The organism is Terrabacter sp. LjRoot27, from assembly GCF_964254175.1.
GTDB lineage: Bacteria > Actinomycetota > Actinomycetes > Actinomycetales > Dermatophilaceae > Terrabacter.
In genome coordinates, this window is record NZ_CAXUSS020000001.1 from 1,686,761 (window position 1) to 1,702,595 (window position 15,835).

General features: G+C 71.1%; 14 protein-coding genes. 8 read left to right on the forward strand and 6 right to left on the reverse strand.

Translation table 11 applies throughout. The annotated features are described in order from the left end of the window. Positions 1–2 precede the first annotated feature (2 nt). The 5 genes from ACSQ2D_RS07870 (at position 3) to ACSQ2D_RS07890 (ending at position 4,750) form a co-directional block, all read left to right on the forward strand. On the forward strand, positions 3–1,349 hold the full coding sequence (locus ACSQ2D_RS07870; protein WP_435985405.1) for a M50 family metallopeptidase: 1,347 nt from the start codon (positions 3–5) through the stop codon (positions 1,347–1,349). A gap of 128 nt (positions 1,350–1,477) precedes the next feature. Next, complete coding sequence (ispG, locus tag ACSQ2D_RS07875; protein WP_026863740.1) at positions 1,478–2,638, forward strand: flavodoxin-dependent (E)-4-hydroxy-3-methylbut-2-enyl-diphosphate synthase; 1,161 nt, start codon at positions 1,478–1,480, stop codon at positions 2,636–2,638. A gap of 1 nt (position 2,639) precedes the next feature. After that, the gene (locus ACSQ2D_RS07880) at positions 2,640–3,371 is read left to right on the forward strand and encodes a uridine kinase (protein ID WP_435985406.1); all 732 of its coding nucleotides are present in this window, start codon (positions 2,640–2,642) and stop codon (positions 3,369–3,371) included. Between the two features lie 91 nt (positions 3,372–3,462). Further along, positions 3,463–4,308 carry a GNAT family N-acetyltransferase gene (locus ACSQ2D_RS07885; protein ID WP_435985407.1) on the forward strand — a complete coding sequence of 282 codons (846 nt, stop codon included), beginning with the start codon at positions 3,463–3,465 and terminating at the stop codon, positions 4,306–4,308. 31 nt (positions 4,309–4,339) lie between these two features. Continuing rightward, positions 4,340–4,750: a DoxX family protein gene (locus tag ACSQ2D_RS07890; protein WP_435985408.1), complete on the forward strand. Its 411-nt coding sequence runs from the start codon at positions 4,340–4,342 to the stop codon at positions 4,748–4,750. A gap of 4 nt (positions 4,751–4,754) precedes the next feature. On the opposite strand, the gene ACSQ2D_RS07895 is transcribed toward ACSQ2D_RS07890, so the two are convergent. From ACSQ2D_RS07895 to mmsA, 5 genes are all read right to left on the reverse strand, one after another. Further along, the gene (locus ACSQ2D_RS07895; protein ID WP_435985409.1) at positions 4,755–5,609 is read right to left on the reverse strand and encodes a GNAT family N-acetyltransferase; all 855 of its coding nucleotides are present in this window, start codon (positions 5,607–5,609) and stop codon (positions 4,755–4,757) included. A gap of 69 nt (positions 5,610–5,678) precedes the next feature. Continuing rightward, entirely contained in the window at positions 5,679–6,482 is an 804-nt protein-coding gene (locus ACSQ2D_RS07900) for a methyltransferase domain-containing protein (RefSeq protein WP_435985410.1), read from the reverse strand. Positions 6,483–6,596: 114 nt separating this feature from the next. Then, positions 6,597–7,700, reverse strand: a complete 1,104-nt coding sequence (locus ACSQ2D_RS07905) for a substrate-binding domain-containing protein (protein ID WP_435985411.1) — start codon at positions 7,698–7,700, stop codon at positions 6,597–6,599. A gap of 130 nt (positions 7,701–7,830) precedes the next feature. After that, positions 7,831–9,129 (reverse strand): multiple monosaccharide ABC transporter permease, encoded by a 1,299-nt coding sequence (gene mmsB / locus ACSQ2D_RS07910; protein WP_435985412.1) that lies wholly within the window; start codon positions 9,127–9,129, stop codon positions 7,831–7,833. Positions 9,130–9,194: 65 nt separating this feature from the next. Continuing rightward, positions 9,195–10,736 carry a multiple monosaccharide ABC transporter ATP-binding protein gene (gene mmsA, locus ACSQ2D_RS07915; protein ID WP_435987830.1) on the reverse strand — a complete coding sequence of 514 codons (1,542 nt, stop codon included), beginning with the start codon at positions 10,734–10,736 and terminating at the stop codon, positions 9,195–9,197. 440 nt (positions 10,737–11,176) lie between these two features. Between mmsA and ACSQ2D_RS07920 the strand changes: the two genes are divergently transcribed. The 3 genes from ACSQ2D_RS07920 to ACSQ2D_RS07930 are packed head-to-tail and all read left to right on the forward strand — an operon-like array spanning position 11,177 to position 14,480. Then, the gene (locus tag ACSQ2D_RS07920) at positions 11,177–12,955 is read left to right on the forward strand and encodes a proline--tRNA ligase (protein WP_435985413.1); all 1,779 of its coding nucleotides are present in this window, start codon (positions 11,177–11,179) and stop codon (positions 12,953–12,955) included. Then, positions 12,952–13,701: an HAD family hydrolase gene (locus ACSQ2D_RS07925; RefSeq protein ID WP_435985414.1), complete on the forward strand. Its 750-nt coding sequence runs from the start codon at positions 12,952–12,954 to the stop codon at positions 13,699–13,701. The genes ACSQ2D_RS07920 and ACSQ2D_RS07925 overlap by 4 nt, the downstream gene beginning before the upstream one ends. Then, entirely contained in the window at positions 13,698–14,480 is a 783-nt protein-coding gene (locus ACSQ2D_RS07930; RefSeq protein WP_435985415.1) for a TSUP family transporter, read from the forward strand. Before ACSQ2D_RS07925 ends, ACSQ2D_RS07930 begins: the two co-directional genes overlap by 4 nt. 46 nt (positions 14,481–14,526) lie before the next feature. Here ACSQ2D_RS07930 and ACSQ2D_RS07935 read toward each other — a convergent pair whose 3' ends face one another. Then, positions 14,527–15,807: a cytochrome P450 gene (locus tag ACSQ2D_RS07935; RefSeq protein ID WP_435985416.1), complete on the reverse strand. Its 1,281-nt coding sequence runs from the start codon at positions 15,805–15,807 to the stop codon at positions 14,527–14,529. Between the last annotated feature and the right edge of the window lie 28 nt (positions 15,808–15,835).

Below are 15,835 nucleotides of genomic sequence, written 5' to 3' on the forward strand. Positions count from 1 at the left end.
GGGTGCTGTTCTTCCTAGGGGTCCTGGTCGTCGTCGTCGGTGTGGCGCTCAGCATCGCGCTGCACGAGATCGGCCACCTCGTGCCGGCCAAGAAGTTCGGGGTCAAGGTGACCCAGTACATGGTCGGCTTCGGCCCGACGGTCTGGTCGCGCAAGCGGGGCGAGACCGAGTACGGCATCAAGGCGATCCCGCTCGGCGGCTACGTCCGCATGATCGGCATGCTCCCGCCGCGCCCCGGTGACAAGCCGGGCGAGCTGCGCACCCTCTCGACCGGCCGCTTCAGCCAGATGGTCGACCAGGCGCGCGCGGACTCGATGGAGGAGGTCAAGCCCGGCGACGAGGACCGCGTCTTCTACAAGCTGAGCCCCGGCAAGAAGATCGTCATCATGCTCGGTGGGCCGGTCATGAACCTCATCATCGCGTTCGTCCTCATCACCGGCGTCATCACGCTCTACGGCCTGCCGCAGGTGGCCCCCAAGGTCGGGCTGCTCTCGGCGTGCGTGCCGACGACCGCCCCGACGGTGCAGGTGCCGCAGCCCGAGTGCAAGCCCGGCGACCCCGTCGCGCCGGCCAAGGCCGCGGGACTGCAGGAGCGCGACCGCATCCTCTCCGTCGACGGAAAGGCGGTCAGCACGTGGGACCAGGTGACCGCGGCCATCCGCGACAGCAAGGGTGCCACGATGTCGTGGGTCGTCGAGCGTGGCGGCCAGCAGGTCACCATCTCGATCACGCCGGCGGTCCTCGAGCGTGCCACCTACGACGACCAGGGCAACCCGGTCGCCAAGGACGGCAAGCCCGTCCTCGCCTCGATGGGCTTCGCGGGCATCACACCGGGCCAGGAGCTCGTCCGCACCCCGGTCGCCCAGGCGCCCGGCTTCGTCTGGGACCGCCTCGTCGACACCGCCTCGATCATCGTCAAGATCCCCGAGAAGATGACGGGCGTCGTCCAGGCCGCCTTCGGCACGCAGGAGCGCGACCCCAACGGGCCAATCTCGGTCGTCGGCGTGGGCCGCATCGGCGGCGAGGTCGCGGCCCTCGACATCCCGGCCGACGAGGGCGGCAACTGGGTCAAGCTCGCCCAGCTGATCCTGCTCATCGCCTCGCTCAACCTCGCGCTCTTCGTCTTCAACCTCATCCCGCTGCTGCCGCTCGACGGCGGTCACGTCGCCGGGGCCCTCTGGGAGGCCGTCAAGCGGGGCTGGGCGCGCCTGCGCCACCGCCCCGACCCCGGCTTCGTCGACGTCGCCAAGGGGCTGCCCATCGCCTACGGCATGAGCCTCGTGCTCATCACCATGTCGGTGCTGCTCATCTACGCCGACATCGTCAAGCCGATCAAGCTCTTCGGCTGAGCCGGGCACGCCCCGGCGCCGGGCGCCGGGGCCCGCCGGACGGCATACGCGCCCGGGTCGTGGCCCCTGGGGGCCGGGAGTGTCACCTCCCCGGCTCCCGGCCCGGTGGGGCGGGACATAATGGCGACATGAGCGTCTCCCTCGGTATGCCGCCCCTGCCCCCACCGGTCCTCGCCCCGCGGCGCCAGACCCGCCAGATCCAGGTCGGCAAGGTCGGTGTCGGGAGCGACTTCCCGGTGTCCGTGCAGTCGATGACGACGACGCCGACGACCGACATCAACGCGACGCTCCAGCAGATCGCCGAGCTGACGGCCTCCGGCTGCGACATCGTGCGCGTGGCCTGCCCGAGCCAGGACGACGCCGATGCGCTGCCCGCGATCGCCCGCAAGAGCCAGATCCCGGTCATCGCCGACATCCACTTCCAGCCGAAGTACGTCTACGCGGCCATCGACGCCGGCTGTGCGGCCGTGCGCGTCAATCCCGGCAACATCCGCCAGTTCGACGACCAGGTCAAGGAGATCGCGCGCGCGGCCAAGGATGCCGGCGTCTCCATCCGCATCGGCGTCAACGCCGGCAGCCTCGACAAGCGGATCATGGAGAAGTACGGCAAGGCGACGCCCGAGGCGCTCGTCGAGTCGGCCGTCTGGGAGGCGAGCCTCTTCGAGGAGCACGACTTCCACGACTTCAAGATCTCGGTCAAGCACAACGACCCCGTCATCATGGTGCGCGCCTACGAGCTGCTCGCCGAGCGCGGCGATTGGCCCCTGCACCTCGGTGTCACCGAGGCCGGCCCCGCCTTCCAGGGCACGATCAAGTCGGCCACGGCCTTCGGCGCGCTGCTCTCGCGCGGCATCGGCGACACGATCCGCGTCTCCCTCTCGGCCCCGCCGGTCGAGGAGGTCAAGGTCGGCATCCAGATCCTCCAGAGCCTCAACCTGCGCCCGCGCAAGCTCGAGATCGTCTCGTGCCCGTCGTGCGGCCGGGCCCAGGTCGACGTCTACACGCTCGCCGACCAGGTGACCGCCGGCCTCGAGGGCATGACCGTGCCGCTGCGCGTCGCCGTCATGGGCTGCGTCGTCAACGGCCCGGGGGAGGCCCGGGAGGCCGACCTCGGCGTCGCGTCCGGCAACGGCAAGGGCCAGATCTTCGTCAAGGGTGAGGTCATCAAGACCGTGCCCGAGGCGCAGATCGTCGAGACGCTCATCGAGGAGGCCATGCGTCTCGCCGAGGAGATGGGCGAGCCGGTCGACGAGGAGTCGGCCGGAGCCCCGAGCGTCACCGTCAGCTGAGGTGCGTCCGCCCGTTCCCTCGACCCCGAGTGGAGCCGGGGACGAGCCACGCCCGAGCTCGCGAGGGCCCGGCACGTCACTCCGGTATGCCGTCCTGCGCGACCTCGCCGACCGTGTCGTCGCGCTGCGGCCGGGTGAGCGCGTGGCCGTGGCCGTCGACGGGTTCGACGGCGCCGGCAAGACGGTCCTCGCCGACCAGCTCGCCGAGGTGATCGGGACGGTCGACGGCGCCAGGGACGTGGTCCGGGTCTCGATCGACGGCTTCCACCGGCCGAGGGCCCAGCGCATCGCGCGGGGTCGGGGGCCCGAGACGTTCTACGAGGACTCCTACGACTACGCCGCGTTCCGGCGCGCGGTGATCGAGCCGTTTCGTGCGGGCCGCCCCGTCACCCCCGCGGTCAACGACGTCGACGCCGACCGGCCGGTGCACCCGGACCCCGTGGCTGTCAGGCCCGACACGGTCCTGCTCGTCGACGGGATCTTCCTCCAGCGCCACGAGCTCGCCGACGTCTGGGACGCTGCGGTGTGGGTCGACGTGCCCTTCGCCGTGTCGGTGCCACGCGGCAACGCCCGCTTCGGAGAGGGCCACGACCCTGACCCGGAGGCGGAGGCGAACCGCCGCTACGTCGGCGGACAGCGGCTCTACCTCGCGGCGGCCGACCCGCGGGCCCGCGCGACCTGGGTGCTCGACAACACCGACCTCGAGCGGCCCGTCCTCGGCACCGGACGCTGAGAGCCGGCCCGGCACTGCCGTCACCGGGTCGTGACGGGTTCGTGAGGCGCGCCGGGGTGACACCCGGCCCGCGGGCGGGCACTCTTGGGAGGTGCTCCGCCAACGCCTCCCCGTGCGACCGCTGTCGGTGGCCGACCACGACGCCGCCCTCGAGGTGTGCGCGCGTGACCGGGTGGCCAACGCCTTCGTCGCCGCCCGCATCGCCGAGGGATCGCTGCGCACGTCCCCGGGCGCCCTCCTCGGGCACTGGGGCGACGGAGAGCTGCGCGGCCTCGCGTGGGTCAGTGCCAACGTCGTGCCCGTCGAGCTCGACGACGACGGCGTCGCGGCCGTCGCGTCGCGGATCAGCAGGATGCGCCGTCAGTGCGCCTCGATCTTCGGACCGAGCGGACAGGTCGTCGGCCTGTGGGACCGGCTCGGCCCGACGTGGGGGCCCGTTCGCGCCATCCGCACCCACCAGCCGCTGCTGACGACGCGCACGCGTCCGTCGGCTCTCGGCATGACCCTCGACCCCGGCGTCCGGCCGGCCCGACTCGACGAGGTCGACCTCGTCCTGCCGGCGGCGGCGCACATGTTCACCGAGGAGATCGGCTACCCGCCCTACTTCGGCTCCGACCGCGGCTACCGGGCCAGCATCGCGGCCCTCATCCGCAACGGCCACACCTTCGTGAAGGTCGAGGACGGCGAGGTCGTCTTCAAGGCCGACGTCGGCTCGCTCGCGCTCGGCTGCGCCCAGGTCCAGGGCGTGTGGCTCCACCCTCGGCTCCGGGGACAGGGGCTCTCGGTGCCCGCGATGGCGAGCGTCGTCGAGCAGGTGCTGTCGGGCCTGGCCGACGAGGTGTCGCTCTACGTCAACGACTTCAACGTCGCGGCCCGGGCGACGTACGAGCGCTGCGGCTTCCGCGAGGTCGGGTCGTTCACCACGGTGCTGCTCTAGCGTCCCCGGGCGCCCGGCCTAGGGTGGGCTCATGAAGACCGCGACGAACGCCCCGCTCGGCAAGGACGCCATCGCCCTGGCCGGCCTCTTCCTCACCTCGGGGACGATGCACTTCGTCAAGCCGGAGCCCTTCGAGGCGATGGTGCCGCAGCAGCTGCCGTCGCGTCGGGCGCTCGTGTATGCGTCCGGCGCCCTCGAGATCGCTTGCGCGGTAGGGCTCTTCATCCCTCGCACGCGCCGCGTGGCCGGTCTCGCGTCCGCAGCCCTCCTCGTCGCGGTCTTCCCGGCGAACGTCACGATGACGGGCCAGGCCAAGCGCCGGCTCGACCGCAAGCCGGACGACGCGAAGCGGCAGGGCTACCTCGCCGCGACGGTCGCGCGGCTGCCCCTCCAGTGGCCGATGATCCGCACGGCGCTGCGCGCCGGGGGAGTGGTGCGCTGAGGCGTCAGGCTCGCTCACCGAAGGCGATGCTGATGCTGTCACCGACGCGGCGGTAGCCCATCGCCCCGTAGATGGCGTTCGACGTGGGGTTGGCGAGGTCGGTGTAGAGCATGCAGGCCTCGCCCGCGTCGAGACGGGCGGCACTGAGGGCTGCCACGACGCCGCTCGCGTAGCCGCGCCCGCGCAGCTCCGGCGGGGTCCACACGCCCGAGATGCGGGTGACCCCGCCGCTGGCGGGGGAGGCGTACGCCATCGACACCGTGCGCCCGGCGTCCTCCCAGAGACCGACCCGCCCGTCCGCGACGTGTCGGTCGAGCGACGGGACGACCCGACCCTGGCCCTCGATCGCGTCGACGAACTGCTGGTGCCAGAGGTCGACGAGCTCGATGTCGGTGCCGTCCGCGAGCCGGAAGGACCCGCTCACCACGAACGGCACGTGTGGACGGGCGGGCAGGTCGTAGCGACCCACCTCCATGGCGACCCTCGACGTCGCTCCCGTGCGCGCGACCCACTCGGCGGCGAACGCCTCGGCCGGTCCTCGCTGGCCGCCGACGCCGGGCAGCGCGACGCCCTGGTCCGCGAGCAGCGCTGCGAGGTCACGCGCCTCGTCGACGGTGGCGAGCGCGATGTGCACCGGGTGGGGAGGCGTGTGCATGACGGCGCCGACGACCTCACCCGACGCGTCAGTGACCGCCCACCAGCGCGGCCCGGCATAGCGGCTCGGGTCGGCGACGAGACCCTCCGTCACGCTCGCGATGACGCTGAGCGCCTCGGGTTCGCGCGCCACGAGGTCCGCGAAGCGCGCCCGTGCCGCGGCGGCGTCGGTGACGAGCGTGAACGTGGAGGAGGAGCGCGGCATACGGCAACTCTCGCAAAGCACGCCCGGTGACCGCGACCGGATTCCGGAGTGGCCCGGGTAGTGGACGTGTCAGACGTGGGCGAGGACCTCGGCGTGGGTCATCGCGAACCACGCGTCGGGGTGCGTCGACCAGTCCTGCCAGGCGGCGCTGATCTCCGCGAGCTCGTCGGCCGTCGCGAGCCCGCGCTCGAGCGCCTGCGTCGCGAAGGTCGACTCGAGCGTGCGCCGCGCCCACGCTCGGCCCCACCAGGCGCACTGCTCGGGCGTCGTGTAGCTCCACAGCGAGGCCGACGGCGTGAGCCGGGAGAGACCGGCGGCGTGCGCCCAGGCGACGAGGTGGCGGCCGGCATCCGGCTCGGCGTGGTTGAGACGCGCGAGACGACGGTAGAGCTCGAGCCAGCGGGTCATCGCCTCGGAGGCGGGATGCCACACCATCGAGGCGTAGTCGACGTCGCGCACCGCGACGAGGCCGCCGGGGCGCGCGACCCGAGCCATCTCGCGCAGGGCACCCACGGGATCGGTGAGGTGCTGGAGCACCTGGTGCGCGTGGACGACGTCGAAGGACGCGGCGGCATACGGGAGTGCCATGACGTCGGCGCGCTCGAAGCGGGTGCGCTCGTCACCCCGTGCTGCGGCGTTGCCGCGAGCCTGCTCGAGGGGCCCGGCGACGTTCTCGATGCCGACGACCTCGCCCGAAGGGCCGACGGCGTCGGCGAGGTCGAGCGTGATGGTGCCGGGCCCGCAGCCGACGTCGAGGATGCGTAGGCCGTCGCGCAGGTGGGGGAGCAGGTAGGCCGCCGAGTCGGCGGCGGTACGCGCGCCGTGGGAGGCGAGCACGCTCGCGTGGTGACCGTGGAGGTAGACGTCCGCCATGGCGCGACGCTACGCCTCGCGCGTGGTGCACGGCTTCGGCGTCCACGCACGACGAAGGCCCGCCCCAGGACGGGGCGGGCCTTCACCGAGTGCGGTTGACCGGGCGGTCTCAGCTCACTTGGTGAGCGGGGCCAGCGTCGGGTCGTTCGCGTAGGCCTCGGCTGCGTTCTCCTTGGTCACGATGACCGGGGGAAGCAGGTTGGCCGGGACGACCTTGACACCGTTGTTGTAGGACTTGGTGTCGTTGACCGTCGGGGCCTGGCCCTTCTGGAGGGCGGTGACCATGGCGATGGTCTCCTTGACGAGGTTGCGGGTGTCCTTGTTGATCGTGGAGTACTGCTCACCCGCCATGATCGACTTGACCGACTCGACCTCGGAGTCCTGGCCGGTCACGATCGGCACGGGCTTGCCGGCCGCCTTGACCGACGTGATGATCGCGCGGGCCAGCGTGTCGTTGGGCGACAGGACGCCGTCGAGCGCCGCGCTCGTGTAGTTGGCCGCGAGGAGCGTGTCCATGCGCTTCTGGGCGTTCTCGGCCTTCCAGCCCTGGGTGACGACCTGGTTGAAATCCTTCTGGCCGGAGACGACCTTCAGGGTGCCGTCGTCGATCTTCGGCTGGAGCACCTTCATGGCGCCGTCGAAGAAGACCTGGGCGTTCGCGTCGTCGGGCGAGCCGGCGAAGAGCTCGATGTTGTACGGGCCGTTCGGCTTCTTCTTGGCCATGCCGTCGAGCAGGGCCTGACCCTGCAGCTCGCCGACCTTGAAGTTGTCGTAGGCGACGTAGTAGTCCACGGCCGCGGTGTTCTTCACGAGACGGTCGTAGGCGATGACCGTCGCGCCGGCGTCCTTGGCGGCCTTGAGCTGGGTGCCCAGCTGCGAGCCGTCGATGGCGCCGACGACGATGACCTTCGCGCCCTTGGTGACCATGGCCTGGATCTGGTTCTGCTGCTCCGACACGCCGCCGTTGGCGAACTGCACGTCGCCCTGGAAGCCGGCTGCCGACAGGCCGTCCTTGAACAGCTGCTCGGCGAGCACCCAGTTCTCCGACGTCTTCTGCGGCAGGGCGACGCCGATGACCGCGTTGGCGGGGAAGCCCGCCGCAGCGGATCCGCCGTTCGATGCGCCCGGCGTCGTGCCGGTGTCGCTGCTCCGACCGCAACCGGTCAGAACAAGGGCGGCCACAGCCGTGACGCCCAGCACCTTGGTGAAGGTACGCATGTGCTCTCTTTCCTCTCATCGCGTCCGGGCGGAGCGCGGATCCATCTCGGTCGCGGGCGGGCGCCCTGACCGGGTCTTTGGTGGGTCTTGGGTGGGTCTCAGGTGGGTCCTGGTCGGGCGAGCCGCAGGCTCAGCTGGACTGACGGATGGTCTCGGAGACGGGGGTCGTCTCGGTGGCCGCGGACGGCGGGGGCGGGGCGGCCGAGTCGTCGTCGGTGCCGCCGCGTCGGAAGTTGCGGGTCAGCATCCCGAGGAGCGAGACCCGGCCCTGCGACTTGTTGTAGACGTCGAAGGCGACGGCGACGAGGAGCACGAGGCCCTTGATCATCTGCGTCGCGTCGGCGCCGATTCCCTTGAGCTGCAGGCCGTTGTTGAGCACGGCCATGACGAGGCCTCCGACGATGGAGCCGACGACGGTGCCGACACCGCCGGTGACGGCGGCGCCACCGATGAAGACGGCCGCGATGGCGTCGAGCTCCCAGCCGACACCGTCGGACGGGCCGGAGGCGGTCGAGCGCGCCACGAAGATCATGCCGGCCAGTGCCGCCAGGATCGACATGTTCATCATGACGAGGAAGTTGACCTTCTTGCTCTTCACGCCGGACAGCTCGGCCGCGTGGCGGTTGCCACCGACGGCGTAGATGTGGCGGCCGATCACGGTGCGGTTGGAGATGAAGCCGTAGAGCAGGACGAGGACGGCCAGGATGATGCCGGAGATCGGGAAGGACGTGCCGGGGCGGCCGGAGCCGAAGAGCAGCGTCGCACCGATGATCGCGGCGCAGATGAGGGCGAGCCGCACCCACATGACCCAGGCGTCCTCGACCTCGGCACCGAGCTTGACGAGGGCGCGACGGCTGCGGAGGCTGCCGACGACGATCCCGACGGCGAGCAGCAGGCCGATGAGGACGGTGAGGTTGTTGTAGCCGGTGTCGGGCCCGACCTCGGGGAGGTAGCCGCCGCCGATGACCTGGAAGTCCTCGGAGACCGGCACCGAGTTGGACTTGCCGACGTACTGGTTCGCGCCGCGGAAGAGGAGCATGCCCGACAGCGTCACGATGAAGGCGGGGATGCCGACGTAGGCCGTCCACAGACCCTGCCAGGCACCCACGAGGGCGCCGATGGCGAGGCCGAAGATGATGCCCATCCACCAGCTGAGGCCCCAGTCGCGCATCGCGATGGCCACGCAGATGCCGACGAACGCCGCGACGGAGCCGACGGAGAGGTCGATGTGGCCGGCGATGATGACGAGCACCATGCCGATGGCGAGCACGAGGATGTAGGAGTTCTGCTGGAAGATGTTGATGACGTTGTCCGGCGTGAGCGTCAGCCCGCCGGTCCAGATCTGGAAGAAGATGATCAGCGCCACGAGGGCGAAGATCATGCCGAGCTGACGGGTGTCGCCACCGAAGATCTTCTTGACCTTGTCCATGGGTGCAGTCCTGGCTGTGTCGGGTGTGGATGGGGGAGGTGTCGGGTCCGGCGTCGCGGCGCCGGTCACGCGCTCTCGCGCGTGGTCGCCTGGGAGCCGCCGTGGGTGCGCCGGGTCATGAGTCGCATCAGCGACTCCTGGTCGGCCTCCTCACGGGACAGCACGCCGGTGACCGCGCCCTCGGCGATCGTGTAGATGCGGTCGGACAGGCCGATCAGCTCGGGGAGCTCCGACGAGACGAGGATGACGCCCTTGCCCTCGGAGGCCATCTTCTGGATGATCCCGTAGATCTCGAACTTGGCGCCGACGTCGATGCCGCGCGTCGGCTCGTCGAGGATGAGCAGGTCGGGCTCGGTGAAGAGCCACTTGGCCAGCACGACCTTCTGCTGGTTGCCTCCGGAGAGCTTCGAGACCCCCTCGTCCACGTTGGGGGCCTTGGTGCGCAAGGACTTCCGGTAGGACTCGGCGAAGTTGTACTCCTCACGCTCGTCGACGACGAAGCCGCGCGTGATCCGCGAGAGCCGTGCCGAGACGGTCGTGCGCTTGATGTCGTCGAGGAGGTTGAGGCCGAGCGTCTTGCGGTCCTCGGTGACGTAGGCGAGGCCGGCGTCGATGGCGTCCGAGACGGTCCGCAGCCGCAGCTCCTTGCCGTCCTTGACGATCGTGCCCTCGACGTAGGTGCCGTAGGAGCGACCGAAGAGGCTGCGCATGAGCTCGGTGCGGCCGGCACCCATGAGGCCGGCGAAGCCGACGATCTCGCCGCGGCGGACGAAGAAGTCGCTGTGCTTGGCCACGAGCCGGTCGGGGACGCTCGGGTGGCGCACCGTCCAGTTGCGCACCTCGAAGAAGACCTCGCCGATCTCGGGGGTGTGGTCCGGGAAACGGGACTCGAGATCGCGTCCGACCATGCCGCGGATGATGCGGTTCTCGTCGACGCCGTCCTCCTTGACGCGGAGGGTCTCGATCGACTTGCCGTCGCGGATGATGGTGATGGAGTCGGCGATCTGCTCGATCTCGTTGAGCTTGTGGCTGATCATGATGCAGGTGACGCCCTTGGAGCGCAGGCCCGCGATGAGGTCGAGCAGGTGCTGGGAGTCGCCCTCGTTGAGCGCGGCGGTCGGCTCGTCGAGGATGAGCAGCTTGACGTCCTTGGACAGCGCCTTGGCGATCTCGACGAGCTGCTGCTTGCCGACGCCGATGTCGCGGATCTTCGTGTCCGGCTCCTCCTCGAGGCCGACGCGGGCCAGCAGCTCGCGCGCCTTGACGCGGGTGGAGAGCCAGTTGATGACGCCGCTCTTGGCCGTCTCGTTGCCGAGGAAGATGTTCTCGGCGATCGACATCTCCGGGATGAGCGCGAGCTCCTGGTGGATGATGACGATGCCGGCGTGCTCGCTGTCGCGGATGTTGTTGAACTCGCACAGCTGGCCCTCGAAGTGGATCTCACCGTCGTAGGTGCCCGCGGGGTGGACGCCGGAGAGCACCTTCATGAGGGTCGACTTGCCGGCGCCGTTCTCTCCGCAGATCGCGTGGACCTCTCCGCGGCGGACGGCCATGGAGACGTTCGAGAGCGCCTTGACGCCGGGGAACTCCTTGGTGATGTCCCGCATCTCGAGGATGACGCTGCCGGCCGGGTTCGCGGGGGCGGCCGCGGCTCCGGTGCTGTCCGCACCCGAGGATCCAGGAGCCGGGATGGAGGGGTCGCTCATCTGGTCGTCAACACTCCTTTGTGGTGTTTCGTGAGGCGCGGACGCCCTCCCCGATTCTTCCTCACCGTTCAGGTGCGCGTGGCCGAACACCCCGTCGTGTTGTCACAAGGACGTCACGATGTCTGGACGAGTTCGAGCACGGCGCCGAGCCGGCAGGCTCACTGAACACGCGGGGCTACTCGTCGGTCAAGCCCGTGACCGGTTCCTGTCCGGTCAGGACGGGAAGTGGACAGGACACGGGCCAACGGGACATCACGGGCGGCCGATATCCTGCCGGGGTTCCGCACCCGCGCGCGCCCCTCGTGGCGCGGGGTGCACCCTGTTCCACTCGAGGAGTCCCGGTGGCCCTGCACATGTCGTCCCTGTTCCTGCGAACCCTTCGTGAGGACCCGGCGGACGCAGAGGTCCCGAGCCACCGCCTGCTCGTCCGCGCCGGCTACGTCCGCCGGGTCAGCCCCGGTGTCTACACGTGGCTGCCGCTCGGCCTGCGGGTGCTGCGCAACGTCGAGAAGATCGTCCGCGAGGAGATGGACGCCATCGGCGCCCAGGAGCTGCTCTTCCCGGCGCTGCTGCCCAAGGAGCCCTTCGAGGCCACGGGCCGCTGGACCGAGTACGGCGACAACATCTTCCGCCTCCAGGACCGCAAGGGCGCCGACCACCTCCTCGGCCCGACCCACGAGGAGATGTTCACCCTCACGGTCAAGGACCTCTACAGCTCCTACAAGGACCTGCCGCTCTCGATCTACCAGATCCAGACGAAGTACCGCGACGAGGCACGTCCGCGCGCCGGGGTGCTGCGCGGCCGCGAGTTCGTCATGAAGGACAGCTACTCCTTCGACGTCGACGCCGCGGGGCTCGACAAGAGCTACCAGCTGCACCGCGAGGCCTACGTCCGCATCTTCGACCGCCTCGGCTTCCACTACGTCATCGTCGAGGCGATGGCGGGCGCCATGGGTGGGAGCAAGAGCGAGGAGTTCCTCGCGACGGCCGAGGTCGGCGAGGACACCTACGTGCGGTGCACGAGCTGCGGCTACGCCGCCAACGTCGAGGCCGTGCGCGTGCCCACTCCCGACCCCGTCGGCTGGGACGGCGTGCCGGCCGCGCACGCCGAGGACACCCCCGACACCCCGACCATCGACACGCTCGTCGCCCACCTCAACGAGCGCTACCCGCGCGAGGACCGTCCGTGGTCGGCGGGGGACACCCTCAAGAACGTCGTCGTGACGCTCGTCCAGCCCGACGGCACCCGCGAGCCGCTCGCCGTCGGCGTGCCCGGTGACCGGGAGGTCGACGAGAAGCGCCTCGGCGCGCAGGTCGAGCCGGCGGAGGTGGAGGCCTTCACCGAGGCCGACTTCGCGGCCAACCCGGCGCTCGTCAAGGGCTACATCGGCCCGGGCGCGCTCGGGCTCGAGGGAACGACCGGCATCCGCTACCTCCTCGACCCCCGGATCGCCGAGGGCACCCGCTGGGTCACCGGTGCCAACGTCGCGGGCCAGCACGTCATCGACCTCGTCGCCGGCCGCGACTTCACCGCCGACGGCATCATCGAGGCCGCCGAGGTGCGCGCCGGTGACGCCTGCCCGAACTGCGACCACACGCTGTCGACGGCCCGCGGCATCGAGATGGGTCACGTCTTCCAGCTCGGCACGAAGTACGCCGAGGCGCTCGACCTCAAGGTGCTCGACCAGAACGGCAAGCTCGTCACCGTCGTCATGGGCTCCTACGGCGTCGGCGTCTCGCGGGCCGTGGCCTGCGTCGTCGAGGGCAACCACGACGAGTCGGGCATCATCTGGCCGCGCGAGCTCGCTCCGGCCGACGTCCACATCGTCGCGGCCGGCAAGGACGAGGCTCTCTTCGTCAAGGCGGAGGAGATCGCCCGCGAGCTCGAGGTCCAGGGCCTGACCGTCCTCGTGGACGACCGCAAGGGCGTCAGCCCCGGCGTGAAGTTCAAGGACTCCGAGCTCATCGGCGTCCCGACCATCCTCGTCATCGGCCGGGGCCTCGCCGACGGCACGGTCGAGATCAAGGACCGTCGCACCGGCGAGCGCCGTGAGGTCGCCGTCGACGACGCCGTCGCGGCCCTCACCGCCGAGGTCACCGCGGAGGTCGAGCGCTCGTGACGCCGGCCGTCCCGCCCGTGCGGGCCGTCCTCTTCGACTGGGGCGGCACCATCACGCCGTGGCACGAGGTGGACTTCCACGCCACGTGGGGGGCGTATGCCGCCGGGCTCGGTCACACGGGCGACGCGCACGCCGCGTTCGTCGCGGCCATCTGCGCCGCCGAGGACGCGGCGTGGAAGCGAGGCCGGACCGGCGGCGGCAGCGCGCGCCTGCACGAGCTGCTCGAGTCGGTGGGCGTCACGGACGGCCACCCGGGCGTCGAGGAGGCGCTCACGGCATACCGCACGATGTGGGAGCCCCACACGATCACGGCACCGGGCATCCGCCCCCTGTGGGAAGGCTTGCGCGAGAGGGGGATCCGCGTCGGCGTGCTGTCCAACACCCTCTGGGACCGCGACTACCACCGCTCGATCCTCGAGCGGGACGGCGTGCTCGACCTCGTCGACGTCGACGTCTACTCCAGCGAGACCCCGTGGGTGAAGCCGCAGCCCGAGATCTTCGCCCACGCAGCCCGTGAGGCCGGCGTCGAGCCTGCCGAGTGCGCCTACGTCGGGGACCGGTCCTACGAGGACGTGCACGGTCCGCAGCGGGTCGGCATGCGCGCCATCTGGGTGCCGCACTCGAGCATCCCGGTCGACCAGCAGGTCTCGCACGACGCGACCCCCGACGCCGTGGCGCACGAGATCACCGACGTGCTGACGATCGTCGAGTCCTGGAACGCCCGCGCCGACGGTGCGGACGCGTGAGCGACCCGACCGTCACGACCCTCGCGTTCCTCGGGGCCGCGGCGTTCGTCGCGGGCTGGATCGACGCCGTCGTCGGTGGCGGCGGCCTCGTGCAGCTGCCGGCGCTGCTCATCGGCCTCCCCGGTGCGTCGCCGGCCCAGCTGCTCGCGACGAACAAGTTCGGCTCGATCTTCGGCACGGCGACGAGCTCGGTCACCTTCTACAAGCGCGTGCGCCCCGACCTGCGCACGGCGCTGCCGATGGCGGCCGTCGCCTACGTCGGGTCGATCGGCGGGGCGCTCATCGGGCTGCACATCCCCAAGTCGGCCTTCAACCCGATCATCCTCGTGCTGCTCGTCCTCGTCGGCGCGTACACCCTCTTCAAGCCGGACCTCGGCAAGGAGTCGATCCGGCGCTTCCACGGCGCCAGGCACACCGTGCTCGCGATGCTGACGGGCTTCACCATCGGGGTCTACGACGGCGCGCTCGGGCCGGGCACGGGCAGCTTCCTCGTCTTCGCGCTCGTGGGCCTGCTCGGCTACAACTTCCTCGAGGCGAGCGCCAAGGCCAAGATCGCGAACTTCGCGACGAACCTCGGGGCCTTGACGGTCTTCCTGCCGATGGGCCTCGTGCTCTTCAAGGTCGGCGTCGTCATCGCGGGGGCCAACCTGCTCGGCGGCTACGTCGGGGCGCGCACGGCCGTGGCGAAGGGGAGTGGCTTCGTCCGCGCCATCTTCGTCGTCGTCGTCACCTCCTTCATCGTCAAGATCGGCGGCAGCCTGCTCGGCTGGTGGCCCTGACGGGTCGCCCCGGTCACGTCCGGGGGCGTCAAGTCTCGGGCCGGTCTCAGGCTCGGGCGACGACGAGGCGGCGGTAGGTGGGGATGAGGACGCCGCGGGCCGGCTCGCGGTCGACCACGGTCCAGGGCCCGGCGTCGGCGAGGGCTGTCAGCACGGCCCGCAGCTCGGCCCGCGCGACCGGCGCGCCGAGGCAGAGGTGGCGCCCCGCCCCGAACCACAGGTGCCGGTTGTCCGGCAGGTAGGGCCGGTCGAGGTCGAACGCCCCCGGCGCGGTGTTGGCCACGTAGGTCAGGGCCAGCACCCGGTCGCCCGCCCGGAGCCGGCGACCGCCCAGGGTGACGTCCTTCGTGACGTGTCGCCCGATGACCGGGGCCGGTGTCGTCACGCGCAGGCCCTCCCGGACGGCGACGTCGAGCAGCTCGTCCCGCTCGGCACCGGTGGCTGCACTGACCCGTGCCGCCTGCCCGGTGTCCGCGAGCAGGGCTGTGGTCCGGGCGATCGCGCTCGCCGCCGTCTCCGTGCCCGCGACGAGCAGCAGCGAGGCCAGTCCCGTCGCCTCCTGCTCGGTGACGCCGAGCTCGCGGCAGCGTCCGAGCACCGTCGTGCCGGGGGAGGAGCGGTAGGCCGCCGGGACCCCACCGGTCAGATCGCCGAGGATGTCCTGGGCGCGGAGCACCGTGTCGGCGGACAGCGTCGTGTCGGACTGCGTGCCGAGCGCCAGGGCAGCGAGCTCCTCGCCGCGGGCGAAGACGAGGCGGTAGACGCCCCAGCCGTCGTCGTCGAGCCCCGCCGCTGTGGCCTCGTCGGCGAACGTCGCCGCGTCGATGCCGAGCATCGCGACGACGAGCCGACCGACGAGGACCCGGGCCAGGTCGGCGACGTCGACGGCTCCTGCCTCGCGCAGGCGTCGCCCGATCAGCTCCGTCACGGGGCCGGCGGCGTCCGCGACGAGGTCGTGGGCCGCGGCGTCGGTGAAGAGGTCACGCGCGCGCGTCCGCAGGGAGTGGTGCCCGCGGCCGTCGAAGAGGTCCTCGACCCAGTCGCCCAGCACCTGAGACCAGAGGTGGCCGACACCGCCCTCCCCGAGCAGCGACGTCGAGCGGTGGTCGACGAGCAGCTCCCGGATGAGGACGGGGTCACGCACGAGCCAGCCGAGGTGCGGCAGCCGGACGACCCGCGGTCCCAGGCGCGCTGCGGTGACGAGCAGCCCCAGCCGTGGGTCGGCCGACCACACGACGCGCCGCTCGTGGCCTGCCGCCGTCCGGTGGGCCGCGTGGTCGGTGCCGACGTCACGGGCCTGAGTACGTCGGCTCAGCGCGGGTGCCATGGGCTCACCGTAAACTGCCCGCACGGCT